Source organism: Parasphingorhabdus litoris DSM 22379 (assembly GCF_020906275.1).
GTDB lineage: Bacteria > Pseudomonadota > Alphaproteobacteria > Sphingomonadales > Sphingomonadaceae > Parasphingorhabdus > Parasphingorhabdus litoris.
This window is the reverse complement of the sequence record NZ_CP086727.1, coordinates 742,267-754,706: the sequence shown is the minus strand read 5'-3', so window position 1 is coordinate 754,706 and position 12,440 is coordinate 742,267. Positions and strand designations below refer to the sequence as shown.

Here is a 12,440-nt window from a genome sequence, read left to right as displayed (position 1 = left end):
CTTTTCCTGTCTAACTTGTAGACAGGAGATGGTCGCAAAACAGTTAAGTTGCAATTGAAAACGGAGATTGATTAGTTGCACATTTTGCAACCGAAATATTTGCTAGAAAATATCCTTGAGCAACTTCGACCCCTTTTTCAGCGGGTTTTTGCGGAAGTTTTTCTCTTCTGCACCGATATAGGAGAATATGCCATCCAGCGCCTGCTCGGTCACACTATCAGTCAATCCGTCACGGGACAGGTCAAGCCCGCCAAGCGACGACAGCGCGGAAATCGAACCGAGGCTTTCGACTTGTTTATAGGCTCCGACTTCGCCGAGTGCTTTTTCGACCAACGGCCGGATTTTGACCGCCAGTTCTTCACCAGACGTTTTGCGCAAATAGTCAGTACCGCCCGTACCGCCGCCCGTGACAATGCCCACACCATCGGTCAGGGTCATGTTGTCAATGGCTGAACGAAAAACCGGTTTGGCTTCCAAAGCCGCCTTGCCGGCTGCATCATTCAGGCTTTTGGTAATATCTTTCGTCAGGCCAGCCTTGCTGGTGAAGCGCAAGATCTTGGTGGCGTTCTTAAGAGGCCCAGGCAGCAATACCCGGACCGCTTTGTCGGCATAAAAGGCGCCGGGCTGTGACAATTTGTCAAGCGCGCCGTCCGAAGCATCGCCCAAAAGACTTTTCACACCAGCATCTTGCGCCAGCGCCGGAGCAGACAATATCGGAGACACAGATAATGGTACTGCCAACAAACCCGCTGCCGCGCTGAGTTTCAATTTCTTTGTCATATTCCGCATAATCCCGCTCCTGCTATTTTTTGTGAGACCTTCTTAACATAGCATTTTGGCAGCAAGCTGAATAGCTTTACGAAATTGTGTAAAATTTTGTTTCGAGTTTTGGGCGCTGCGCTTACTTATTTTCTGAAAATTCCAGCTCTCCGCTGGTTTCATCCGCAGTCTTTTCGGTCAGCTTCAAAACAAACGGATCACCCTCATCGGTTTTGCCCGAGAGCGTAGTACCATCTTTCTCAACAACAAAATTCTCGTCTGTCATCTTCTTTTCAAACCAGCTTACAAGCTCTTCGGTGCTGCTTGGCGCATCAAAACTGAGGACGACCTTGCCGCCCTCGCCGTCTTTATCTTCGACATCCAGACCGGTTACTTTAGTGCCCGGGTAAAGAGAGACATTGTTCAGATCAAAATCATCGCTATCCAACGATATCTGCGGCAAATCGACATCCATCGAAAAACCATCCGTCTTTATGGAGAATTTGCTGTCTTCGCCCTCACCACCGATATTGATTTTACTGGCCTGTTTGCCTTCCTCGCCATCGACATCAATGGACATTTCAAAGCCCTCACCATCCTTACTCTCGCCGGCCGAACAGGCAGACAGGACCAAGGGGATAGTGGCAACCGCAGCAAGATATTTGTAAGTCATCAGGAATCTCCATACTGTATTGTTCTCATAATACAGTATGGAGAGATCAGGTCAAGTCGGTGCTTGTTAGGGCTCTATTGTTGCACCGGGATTAGCCGCATTAACGACGCCCCCATCAACGATCAGGGTCGTGCCAATCACATAATCCCCTGCGCTGCTCGCAAGGTAGATGGCGGCTGCAGCCATGTCTTCGGGTCGACCAATACGTTTTGCAGGAATGCCTTTTTCGACCGCATCTTCATGGTCGCGTGCCGCCTTGTTCATGTTCGAAGCAAAAGCGCCGGGAGCGATACCGGACATGATAATATCTTCCGAGACCAGTTTTGAGGCCATTTTGCGGGTCAAGTGAACCACTGCCGCCTTCGATGCCTGATAGCTGTAAGTCTCCCAAGGATTGACCTTGAAGCCATCAATGGAGGCAATATTGACGACTTTGGCCGGACGCTCAAAACTGGCAGCGGCTTTTAATTGGGGATGCAGCGCCTGTGTCAGGAAGAACAGACCTTTGACATTGGTGTCCATGACCTTGTCCCAGCCGGATTCGGGAAAGCTCAGATATTCTTCACCCCAGGCCACGCCAGCATTATTAATGAGGATGTCGAGCTTCTCTTCATACTTGGCCAGCTCGGCAGCGAGAGCTTTACAACCGTCAACGGTGCTAACATCACCGGGAATGGAAATGCAGTTGTCGCCCATTTCAGCAGCGGCCGCATCACAGGCATCGGCTTTTCGGCCTGAGATATAGACCTTGGCACCCTGGGCCAAAAATCCTTCCGAAATCATCCGTCCAATGCCGCGGTGACCGCCGGTAACCAGAGCAACACGGCCTTGGAGAGAAAACAGCTTGTTAAAATCCATCATTATGTCCTTTTAGTAGCCATGCATTTCGGCAACGAGATTGGTGTGATAATTGGCGTCACCCATGAACTCGGCAAGCGCGCGATCACGCTTCATGTAGAGCCCGATGTCATATTCATCCGTCATTCCAACGCCGCCATGCATCTGCACGCCTTCTTTGACCGACAGCGATGTTGCTTTACTGGACTTGGCTTTCGCGACAGATACCATCAGTTCGGCTTTGGATGAGCCTTCATCAAGCATCTGCTGCGCCTTCAGAACCGCTGCCCGCGCAATTTCCATCTCGCTGTAAAGATGGGCGGCACGATGTTGCAGCGCTTGAAAGGTGCCGATAATCGTGTCGAATTGTTTGCGGCCCTTGATATATTCCACGGTGATATCCATCGCGCCTGCGCCAACACCAAGAGTCTCAGCAGCCGCGCCTGTCCGGCCCGCATTCAACATCCGCTGAAGCACTGCACCGCCTTCATCAACTTCACCGATTACTGCATCAGCATCAACAACCACGCCGTCAAATTCGACATGGGCAGCCATTGCGCTATCAACCAAGCGTACGCTGTCACGGGAGAGGCCATTGGCACTTGTATCGACAGCAAACAGAGTCAGCCCTTTTTCATCACCTGCGCTGCCGCTCGTCCGCGCAGCTACAATCAATGTGTCGGCGGAGCCGCCCTGCACGACAAATTGCTTTTTGCCGTCCAGCTTGAAACCATTTCCTTCGCGGGTCGCCGCCATAGATATCTGGTCTGGTCGGTGCTTGGCCCCTTCATCAATTGCAAGTGCCAACACACTGTCACCAGATAGAATTCCGGGGAAATATTTCTCGCGCAATGCTTTCCCACCAGCGTTAAGCGCTTCCACGCCTGCAACTGCCGTGGTCAAAAACGGAGAGGGCGTCAAATTGCGTCCAATCTCTTCGAGGACAACGCCGGCTTCTACATTGCCAAGGCCAAGACCGCCTTCATCTTCCGACACCAAAATTCCGGTGAAACCCATTTCTGCAAACTGCTTCCAAAGCGCATGCGAGAAACCATCTTTGCAATTTTTGTCCCGAAACTCACGAAGATGAGCGACACTGCCTTCGCCCTTCATAAAGTCGGCTGCGCTATCCTGCAGCATTTTTTGGTCGTCATTCAAGTAAAGCGGCATCGCTTTTTTCCTTCTAATAGGGTTGTTTAATTGCCGTCGCGATTAGGCGTTGGGCAATTGCAATATCTGTTTGGAAACGACGTTCAGCATCACTTCGCTGGTACCGCCTTCAATACTATTGGCCTTGGTTCGGAGCCAACCACGCGCGGTCAGTCCGCCATTAGATGCATCGCTTTCCCATTCCAATACTTCACTGCCGCCTGCTGACATGATCAGTTCATGGCGGCGCTTGTTGATTTCGGTCCCGGCATATTTCATCATGTTAGGCTGCGCCGGATGGCAAAGATTGGCTTTAAAAGTGTCACCGAAACGTTCGGCCATCGCGCGGAAGGCAAGCACATCGATATCCATCTCCGCCATCTGGGCGCGAAGCATTGGATCATCCAGGCGGCCCATTTCATCGCGGCCATATTGATCGGCAAATTTTGAACCCAGTGACGTTGCCCCGGAAGAGCCATCACCCGAAATCATGCTGCGTTCGTGCCCCAGCAGATATTTGGCAACATCCCAACCGCGGTTTACTTCGCCAACTACCGAGGAAACACCGTCGCCATATGTTTTCGGCACCTCGACATCAGCGAAAAATGTCTCACAAAATGCGGATTGTCCGGAGATCAGAACGATAGGTTTCGTCTCAACACCCTTGGTCGTCATGTCGAACAGCATGAAGCTTATGCCTTTATGCTTGGTCGATTTGTCAGTCCTCGTCAGACAGAAAATCCAATCCGCTTTATCGGCATAGCTGGTCCATATTTTCTGACCATTGATGAGATAATGATCACCCTTGTCTTCTGCGGAGGTTTGCAGCGATGCAAGATCGGAACCTGAGCCTGGCTCAGAATAGCCCTGACACCAACGCACTTCACCGCGGGCAATTGGTGGCAAGAAATGTAGCTTCTGCTCTTCGGTGCCAAAATGCAGCAGCGCGGGCCCAAGCATCCAGATGCCAAAGCTCGAAAGCGGCGATCGCATTTTCAGACGCCCCATTTCCTGCAGCAAGATCTTGGTTTCAGCACGCGACAAACCGCCGCCGCCATATTCCTTTGGCCAATCAGGAACGGTCCAGCCTTTGGCGGCCATTTTATCCATCCACTCTTTCTGGCCGGGTTTGAAAGTCGGGTTTTTGCCGCCCCAGCATATATCGCTTTCATCAACAACAGGCTGTCGCATTTCGGGCGGGCAGTTTGCTTCTAGCCAAGCAGCAGTCTCTTTGCGGAAGCTTTCAAGATCGGACATGGTGGTGATTCCTTTAATTGATCGATTAAGAGTTGACTATCATAGGTTGCGCCCAAGGTTCAATGATCGCCTCGTATTTCCGGACAGAAATTTTTCCGGTTAAAACCGGTGCCGGATTCCGTAGCGTAAGCAGGACGACATTACGGAATCGATTGACGAACTTTTTATGTGCAGCCTATGCAAGAGACAAAAAAGGAGCAGGACTGGATGTGTAAGACTGACAAAATTTGGGAAACAAAGCCCGAATCAGCTTGCCCGATGATGCGGCACACGGCTCGCCATATTGCAGACAAATGTCCATGAGCGCCGCTTCGGAAACACTGCCACTGAAATCGAAGCTGGCCTACGGTTTCGGATCCGTTGCATATGGTATCAAGGACAATGGCTTCGCCACTTTCCTGCTGTTCTACTATAATCAAGTCGTCGGACTGCGCGCCGATCTTGTCAGCCTGGCTATCGCGCTCGCTCTTATTGCCGACGCCTTTATCGATCCGGCAGTTGGGCAGATGAGCGATCGCACCCGGACCAAAATTGGTCGGCGCCACCCATGGCTATACAGCGCAGTGATTCCCATCGCCTTGATCTGGATCGCCCTGTGGCACCCCCCGGAACTCAGCGAATGGGGCACATTTGCCTATCTGTTTTTCATTGCCATGGCCGTCCGTATGGCGTTTTCGGCCTATGAAGTGCCGGCACTGGCCCTGTTGCCCGAACTGAGCCGGGATTATCATGACCGGACGGCGATCATGCGATACCGATTCCTTTTCGGCTGGGGCGGCGGCATTTTTGTGATGTTCCTCGCTTACGCTTTTTTCCTGACTCCCACCGCGGAATATGCGGATGGCCAGCTCAATCCGGCGGGGTACAGTGGATACGCAATTTTTGGCGCTTGCCTCATGGCCATTGCGGCGCTGTCTTCCGCTATCGGCACTCATAAGAGGATTGTCCGCCAGTATCGGGAAGCCACCGAATATCCGCAATCCGCCGAGACCTTCGGCGAGATCATGCAAGCTTTCCGCTATCGACCTTTTCTACTCCTTATGTTCGCGGGCGTTTTTGCCTTTACCAACCAGTGGCTGATCTTCGCGCTTTCCATTTATCTGTTCACTCATGTTTGGGAGTTTACCCAGGCCAATTTCACCGCCTATTCGGCCTTGCTGCTTGTCGCTGCTATCGTGGCCTTCATCATGGTCACCCCGATTTCGAAAAAGCTCGGCAAGGCACATGCCGCCGCTTGGCTCGCGCTCGTGACATTGCTACTCGGCACCCTCCCCTACTGGCTGCGTTTTGCTGGCCTGTTTCCGGAGCCAGGAGATCCGGTAATGGTGCCTCTGCTCTTCGCTTTCCTAATCAGTTCAACTGCCTCCGGGATCTCGGCTATGATTCTCACTCTGTCGATGATCGCCGACGTCTCGGACCAATATGAGCATGATACCGGAAAACGTACCGAGGGGCTGTTCTCGTCGGGCATGTTTTTCATGCAGAAAGTGGTCAATGGGCTAGGAATCTTGTTGTCCGGATTGATCATCGCTCTGGTCGGCCTGCCACAGGGTGCCGCGAGTGGCACTGTTGACCCCGATATTGTCGACAATCTGGCGCTTTTCTATGTGATTCTTGCCACAGCGATCGCGCTGATCGGGGCTTGGGCCTACACATTGTTTCCGCTCGGCGAAAAGGATCATGAAGAACGGATGTCTGCCCGCGCTGCGGAGTAGAATTTTTCCGAGTTCGGGCACGTTTCCCTGTGGCAAAGCTGCAGAGCCTCTGATAAGTTAATCGCATAGTTAAATCGAAACGCTTTCGAAAAGGATAGAAGCATGGATTTTGATCTCACGGAGAAGCAGGAATATTGGCGCAATCAGGTACGTGAGCATATTGAAAACCACATCCGACCGCGCATTGCTGATTATAAAGCGGAAGATGCATCTGGAGATCGCTGGAAAGTTCTCCAAGTCATTGAAGAGGAAAAGGTCAAAGCGAAAGAAAAGGGAATCTGGAACCTTTTCATGCCGCCGGCCAACCCGAACCTAACGCATATTGACGAAGTATTTGAATTTGACGGTCCAGGCCTTACCAACCTTGAATATGCTCTGTGCGCTGAAGAAATGGGGCGTGTGGGTTTCTCGTCCGAAGTGTTTAACTGTTCCGCTCCCGATACAGGCAACATGGAAGTTTTCCATCGTTACGGAACGCTGGAGCAAAAAGAACAATATCTACGTCCCTTGATGAACGGTGAGATCCGGTCTGCATTTCTAATGACCGAGCCGGCTGTCGCATCCTCCGACGCCACAAACATCGAAACAGCGATCGTTCGTGATGGCGATGAATATGTTATCAATGGCCGCAAATGGTGGTCGTCCGGCCTTGGCGATCCGCGCTGTAAAATCGCGATTGTCATGGGCAAGACCAGCTTTGAAGGCAGCCGCTATACACAGCAGTCTCAGATATTGATGCCAACCGATGCCCCAGGGGTAAAAATCATCCGCCATTTACCAGTGTTCGGTTATGATGACGCCCCCCACGGCCATATGGAAGTTGAGATGAAGGATGTTCGTGTTCCTGCGTCTAATATCATTCTCGGCGAAGGCCGCGGCTTTGAAATCGCGCAAGGCCGCCTTGGGCCTGGCCGTATCCATCACTGCATGCGCACCATTGGCGTTGCCGAAGAAGCACTCGAAAAGATGGTCAAGCGCCTGCAGTCACGCATTGCTTTTGGGAAACGCATTTCCGAACATAGTGTTTGGGATGAGCGCGTCGCCCGCGCCCGTATCGATATCGATATGAGCCGGCTGCTTTGTCTAAAAGCGGCTGATATGATGGATAAAGTCGGTAATAAATATGCCAAAGCTGAAATCGCGATGATCAAGGTTCAGGCCCCGTCCATGGCGTTGAAAATTATCGATGATGCCATTCAGGCCCATGGCGGCGGCGGTGTCAGCGACGACTTTGGTCTTGCCAATGCCTATGCACATCAACGCACGCTGCGTCTGGCCGACGGCCCAGATGAGGTTCACAACCGGACGATTGCCAAGATGGAATATGGCAAATATGCCGAAACCGCTGATGGTAACAAGATGAAGCAGGAGTTTTCGTCGGGCGATCTGGCCGTCACACGATAAAGAGGGAGGGCACGAGCCCATGAAAGCAGCAGTCTTGGTAGAGGCGGGCCAACCGCTTGAAATAGAAGAGGTCACAATCTCCAAACCGGGACCGCATGAAGTGCTGATCCGAACGGCGGCCTGCGGACTTTGCCATTCTGACCTGCATTTTATCGATGGCAGTTACCCGCATCCCTTGCCCGCCATACCGGGGCATGAGGCTGCGGGCATTGTCGAAGCCATTGGCAGCGAGGTCCGCACCGTCGCTGTGGGTGATGCTGTTATTTCCTGCCTTTCGGCTTTTTGCGGACATTGCGAATTTTGCGTCTCGGGCCGCATGTCTCTGTGTCTTGGCGCCGACACGCGGCGGGCCGAGGGAGACAGCCCGCGGATTACCCGTCCAGACGGATCACCTGTCGCGCAAATGCTCAACCTGTCCGCTTTTGCAGAGCAAATGCTGATTCATGAACATGCTTGCGTCCGTATCAATCCCGATATGCCGCTCGATCGCGCCGCTGTTATTGGCTGTGCGGTGACGACTGGAGCGGGAACGATCTTTAACGCCTGCGACGTTACGCCGGGCGAAAGCGTAGCCGTGGTCGGCTGTGGCGGCGTTGGTCTCGCGACAATTAATGCGGCAAAAATTGCTGGCGCCGGAAAGATTATCGCGGCGGATCCGATCCCGGAAAAACGCGAACTGGCGGTGAAGCTGGGTGCGACTGATGTCGTCGATGCTATGGCAGAAGATGCCGCCGAACAGATTTTGGAAATGACCCACGGCGGGGTTGACCATGCCATTGAAGCGGTCGGTCGTCCGGCATCCGGAGACTTGGCTGTCGGATCGCTCAAGCGCGGCGGTACAGCGACAATCCTGGGGATGATGCCGCTGGATCATAAGGTTGGTCTTAGCGCCATGGATTTGCTCTCCGGCAAGAAATTGCAGGGCGTGTTAATGGGCGAAAATCGCTTTCCGGTTGATATTCCGCGCCTTGTTGACTTTTATCTGCGCGGCCTGTTGGATCTGGACAGCATTGTTGCGGAAACCATCCCATTGGAACAGATTAATGATGGTTTTGAAAAAATGAAAAAAGGTGATGCGGCGCGTTCTGTGATCACTTTTGCTTAACTAGCTAGGGAAGTTTGATGAATCCACAAGAAGATATGACCGGCACCATGGCGGTACCGGACAAGGACAAGCTGGACGAAGCCAGCCTTACCAAATGGATGGAGGCGAATGTTGAAGGCTTTACTGGCCCTTTGACCCTCTCAAAATTCAAAGGCGGTCAATCCAACCCGACATATAAAATTGAAACACCGGGAACCGATTATGTCCTTCGCAAAAAGCCATTTGGCAAATTGCTGCCATCGGCCCACGCCGTTGATCGCGAATTCCGGGTAATTGCTGGATTGCACCCCACCGGATTTCCTGTCGCAAAGCCATATGGCCTGTGCGACGATGATGATGTCATTGGAACCATGTTCTACATCATGGGCATGGCCGATGGGCGGACGCTTTGGGACGGCACTTTGCCAGGCATGGAGCCTGAGGAACGGCGTGCGATCTATTTTGAAATGATAGACACGCTTGCCCAGCTTCATAGCTATGATCCCGCCGAGTTAGGACTGGAAAAACACGGGAAATCAGGCAATTATTGCGAACGCCAGATTTCTCGATGGACGCAACAGTATAAATTGTCAGAGCTGGAAACCATTCCGGAGATGGATCAGCTTATTGAATGGCTGACAAAGACCATTCCGGAACAAAAAGGCTTTGGCATTGTTCATGGCGATTACCGCCTCGACAATATGATCTTTGCCCATGACAAACCCAAAGTTATCGCGGTGCTGGACTGGGAATTGTCTACGCTTGGCGATCCCATTGCCGATTTTGCCTACTGGCTGATGGCCTATGAAATGGAACCAGAGGGGCGCAGCGGCCTGAAAGGCGTTGATCTGGAGGCTCTTGGCATTCCGTCTCGCGAAGAGGCCATTGCCCGCTATTGTGAAAAATCAGGCCTTGATGACTTGCCTCCGATGGACTGGTATCTTGCCTATAACCTTTTCCGGATTGCCGCCATTTTGCAGGGCATCCAGAAGCGTGTAGTAGATGGTACAGCAAATAGCGCAGCGGCCGCTGAAATGTCGGACCGGGTAACGCCATTGGCGCAAGCCGGATGGGAAGCAGCAAAACGCGCCGGTGCTTGAACCAAAGCTAACAGGAGCAGAAACATGGCGGACCTTCAAGACAAAGTAGCCATCGTAACTGGCGCGGGCAGCGGCATTGGCAGGGCGTCGGCGCTGTTGTTCGCTGAGCATGGTGCAAAAGTAATCGCCAGTGATGTTACTGACGCGGTCGAGGAAACGGCCAAAGGTTCTGATGGCGATATTATTGCGATCAAGGCCGATGCTGGTTCTGAGGGCGATATCGAAATGCTGGTCGATGCAGCTGAGCAGAAATTTGGCGACCTGCACGTTTTTTTCGCCAATGCCGGTATTGGGGGAGGATTTGAAGGCATATTCGATAGCAGCGTAGCCGAGTGGCAGGAAGTGCTGCGCGTCAATTTGATCGGGCCGTTTCTCGCTGCCAAATATGCAGGCAAAGTCATTGCCGACAGTGGGCATGGCGGATCGATCATCTGTACAGCCAGTGTTGCTGGCATTCGATCCGGTGCCGGCGGACCGGCTTACTCTGCGTCAAAAGCAGGGGTGATCAATCTTGTCAAAGTGGCCGCGCAACAATTTGCTACCGCCAATGTCCGCTGCAATGCCATTTGCCCCGGTATCACCGAGACCGGTATGACCCAGTTTATCTACGATAAAGCTCGGGAGAAAGGCAAAGAGGACCGGCTTGGTTACCTCAATCCCTTGCGCCGCGGGGCCAATCCGATTGAGATGGCGGAAGTTGCCTTGTTCTTGGCATCCGACCGGTCATCCTATGTCAATGGGCAGGCAATTGCGGTCGATGGGGGACTAAGCGCTTCGCACCCGGTGACTCGTCAGGAATTTGGCCGGACAGCCGTGTAATTAGTTCGCAAAAGCGAGCTCACCATTGCCCAATTGAACAAAATCGACGCGGCCATTTGTCGTGCCGCATAGAAATGTCGTTTGTGCTTTCCCGGATAGATTGCCTTCGACACGCCAGCCAGCACCATCGCGCGCAACCGATTGAATCTGAGAAACACGTGCATCGTCCCCAGCCTGACGCTCGGCGGCGTTGGAGCAAACATTAATTGCCGTATCCATGGATCCCGTACTGCGATCATCGCGGCTGTCGGACCGGCGATCATCGGACCGGCGATCGTCATAACGCCGGTCATCACTGCGCCTATCATAGCGATAATCGCGATCATCATAGCGACGATCCCGCTTGTTCTTTGAAGCGGCACTGGCGATTGCGGCGATACCGCCAATGATCAAGACACCCGCCAAAACATCACCGGCGTCAACCCGGTTCCGATGCCGACGGTAGCCACGGCCATAGCCATATCCGCGATAACCCCGATACCCACGATATCCGCGCCAGCCTTCTGCCTTGTCACTCTCGGCTGTCCACCCCAGACTATCCAGATCGATCAGCGGCGCAGCTGCTGGTGCAGGCTTCACCGGCGCTGCCATTGCAGGCGCAAATCCGGTAAATACCAAAGCCGTTGATGCAACGGCTGCTGAAATTGTCTTTTGAAAACTCATAACGCATACCCCCAGTTTCCCTAGATTCTGTAGCTCAGAATCCAGTCATATACCATAAATAGTTGGTTCAGCCTGTCGCCAGGCTGAACCATTTTCTTATATCCTGTAACCTTAGTAACGATGTCTAAGGTCTTTGAGGCGTACACCTGATACCCGGCGACCTTCGACATAGCAGGTGAATTTACCGCGGTCATAGCTACGCCGATATCCGCGATAGCCGTCCTTCACTACGAGCCGGCCTTTGATCTTGTAACCATAGCGGGTCCGTTTCACATCACGGATCTGGGTCACGTCAGCCCGGCCATAATAGCTCGCCTTGCGCTCCGCAGCCCGGACACATTTGTTCACCGCCCGGCGCGGCCTGATCCGCTTACGATCGCCATAGCCATAACGGCGGTCACGATAGTCACGGTCATAATAGCTGCTGCTATACTTATCCTTTTTGCTCGATGATAAGATCGCCGCCAGTCCGCCGAGCACTACTGCTCCGGCAATTACTTCTCCGGCACCAATGCCATCCCGATCATAATCCTTGGCCATAGCCGGTGTCGCAGAAAAGGCCATCGCAGTTGCGGCAGCGGTTCCGACGATTGCTGTTTTAAGACTGTTCATCTCTAAGTTCCTTCTACTCCACTCGAGAACCTTTTCCGAGCTTGCAAAGCCTTTTTAGAGAAGGGCGGTTGAGTGAAGACTGAACCTTCCTGTCAGCGATTGTTCAGGTTAGTGGCTATTTTTATGAACGGCAATATTCCAGCTTTTCTGCGGAAGAGAAGCGAAGTTTACAAAGTTCACAGTCCCCTATGGGCATTTGCGACAACGCGGATGCTGGCAGAAACAAAATGTCTTTTTTACCGATTCATCAAACATAGGAAATTGACTCCGAAATCAGGAGCAGCTTTCGACTCTATCATGAAACAGGCTGTGTAGGACAGCCACCGATCCAACAATTGATGATCTTCCTATCGAAGACAGAATCAAAA

12 protein-coding genes are annotated in these 12,440 nt (G+C 52.5%); 5 read left to right on the top strand and 7 right to left on the bottom strand.

What is annotated here, in order from left to right; all coding sequences use genetic code 11:
- Window positions 1–102: 102 nt before the first annotated feature.
- The 5 genes from BS29_RS03735 to BS29_RS03715 form a co-directional block, all read right to left on the bottom strand.
- Window positions 103–789 (bottom strand): DUF4197 domain-containing protein, encoded by a 687-nt coding sequence (locus tag BS29_RS03735; RefSeq protein ID WP_229955880.1) that lies wholly within the window; start codon window positions 787–789, stop codon window positions 103–105.
- 112 nt (window positions 790–901) lie between these two features.
- Window positions 902–1,432: a hypothetical protein gene (locus BS29_RS03730; protein WP_229955879.1), complete on the bottom strand. Its 531-nt coding sequence runs from the start codon at window positions 1,430–1,432 to the stop codon at window positions 902–904.
- A gap of 66 nt (window positions 1,433–1,498) precedes the next feature.
- Complete coding sequence (locus BS29_RS03725; protein WP_229956936.1) at window positions 1,499–2,290, bottom strand: SDR family oxidoreductase; 792 nt, start codon at window positions 2,288–2,290, stop codon at window positions 1,499–1,501.
- A gap of 12 nt (window positions 2,291–2,302) precedes the next feature.
- Window positions 2,303–3,439: an acyl-CoA dehydrogenase family protein gene (locus tag BS29_RS03720; RefSeq protein ID WP_229955878.1), complete on the bottom strand. Its 1,137-nt coding sequence runs from the start codon at window positions 3,437–3,439 to the stop codon at window positions 2,303–2,305.
- Between the two features lie 42 nt (window positions 3,440–3,481).
- Complete coding sequence (locus BS29_RS03715) at window positions 3,482–4,675, bottom strand: acyl-CoA dehydrogenase family protein (protein WP_229955877.1); 1,194 nt, start codon at window positions 4,673–4,675, stop codon at window positions 3,482–3,484.
- 299 nt (window positions 4,676–4,974) lie between these two features.
- Here BS29_RS03715 and BS29_RS03710 point away from each other — a divergent pair, with 299 nt between their 5' ends.
- The 5 genes from BS29_RS03710 to BS29_RS03690 all read left to right on the top strand — a co-directional run bounded on the left by BS29_RS03710 (window position 4,975) and on the right by BS29_RS03690 (window position 10,797).
- On the top strand, window positions 4,975–6,390 hold the full coding sequence (locus tag BS29_RS03710; protein ID WP_229955876.1) for an MFS transporter: 1,416 nt from the start codon (window positions 4,975–4,977) through the stop codon (window positions 6,388–6,390).
- A gap of 102 nt (window positions 6,391–6,492) precedes the next feature.
- Window positions 6,493–7,794, top strand: coding sequence for an acyl-CoA dehydrogenase family protein (locus tag BS29_RS03705; protein ID WP_229955875.1), 1,302 nt, complete (start codon window positions 6,493–6,495; stop codon window positions 7,792–7,794).
- Window positions 7,795–7,813: 19 nt separating this feature from the next.
- Window positions 7,814–8,899 carry a Zn-dependent alcohol dehydrogenase gene (locus tag BS29_RS03700; RefSeq protein ID WP_229955874.1) on the top strand — a complete coding sequence of 362 codons (1,086 nt, stop codon included), beginning with the start codon at window positions 7,814–7,816 and terminating at the stop codon, window positions 8,897–8,899.
- Between the two features lie 17 nt (window positions 8,900–8,916).
- Window positions 8,917–9,978 (top strand): phosphotransferase family protein, encoded by a 1,062-nt coding sequence (locus BS29_RS03695; RefSeq protein WP_229955873.1) that lies wholly within the window; start codon window positions 8,917–8,919, stop codon window positions 9,976–9,978.
- A gap of 24 nt (window positions 9,979–10,002) precedes the next feature.
- Window positions 10,003–10,797, top strand: coding sequence for an SDR family NAD(P)-dependent oxidoreductase (locus BS29_RS03690; protein WP_229955872.1), 795 nt, complete (start codon window positions 10,003–10,005; stop codon window positions 10,795–10,797).
- Here the strand turns inward: BS29_RS03690 and BS29_RS03685 are convergent, their stop codons facing one another.
- Window positions 10,798–11,460, bottom strand: a complete 663-nt coding sequence (locus BS29_RS03685; RefSeq protein ID WP_229955871.1) for a hypothetical protein — start codon at window positions 11,458–11,460, stop codon at window positions 10,798–10,800.
- 111 nt (window positions 11,461–11,571) lie between these two features.
- Window positions 11,572–12,072: a hypothetical protein gene (locus BS29_RS03680; RefSeq protein ID WP_229955870.1), complete on the bottom strand. Its 501-nt coding sequence runs from the start codon at window positions 12,070–12,072 to the stop codon at window positions 11,572–11,574.
- Between the last annotated feature and the right edge of the window lie 368 nt (window positions 12,073–12,440).

Excerpts from the sequence above, each read along its gene's own strand:
- BS29_RS03700 (WP_229955874.1), top strand. The coding sequence starts at position 7,814 with ATGAAAGCAGCAGTCTTGGTAGAGGCGGGCCAACCGCTTGAAATAGAA.
- BS29_RS03690 (WP_229955872.1), top strand. The coding sequence starts at position 10,003 with ATGGCGGACCTTCAAGACAAAGTAGCCATCGTAACTGGCGCGGGCAGC.
- BS29_RS03730 (WP_229955879.1), bottom strand. The coding sequence starts at position 1,432 with ATGACTTACAAATATCTTGCTGCGGTTGCCACTATCCCCTTGGTCCTG.
- BS29_RS03735 (WP_229955880.1), bottom strand. The coding sequence starts at position 789 with ATGCGGAATATGACAAAGAAATTGAAACTCAGCGCGGCAGCGGGTTTG.
- BS29_RS03680 (WP_229955870.1), bottom strand. The coding sequence starts at position 12,072 with ATGAACAGTCTTAAAACAGCAATCGTCGGAACCGCTGCCGCAACTGCG.
- BS29_RS03695 (WP_229955873.1), top strand. The coding sequence starts at position 8,917 with ATGAATCCACAAGAAGATATGACCGGCACCATGGCGGTACCGGACAAG.
- BS29_RS03715 (WP_229955877.1), bottom strand. The coding sequence starts at position 4,675 with ATGTCCGATCTTGAAAGCTTCCGCAAAGAGACTGCTGCTTGGCTAGAA.
- BS29_RS03685 (WP_229955871.1), bottom strand. The coding sequence starts at position 11,460 with ATGAGTTTTCAAAAGACAATTTCAGCAGCCGTTGCATCAACGGCTTTG.
- BS29_RS03725 (WP_229956936.1), bottom strand. The coding sequence starts at position 2,290 with ATGGATTTTAACAAGCTGTTTTCTCTCCAAGGCCGTGTTGCTCTGGTT.
- BS29_RS03710 (WP_229955876.1), top strand. The coding sequence starts at position 4,975 with ATGAGCGCCGCTTCGGAAACACTGCCACTGAAATCGAAGCTGGCCTAC.
- BS29_RS03705 (WP_229955875.1), top strand. The coding sequence starts at position 6,493 with ATGGATTTTGATCTCACGGAGAAGCAGGAATATTGGCGCAATCAGGTA.
- BS29_RS03720 (WP_229955878.1), bottom strand. The coding sequence starts at position 3,439 with ATGCCGCTTTACTTGAATGACGACCAAAAAATGCTGCAGGATAGCGCA.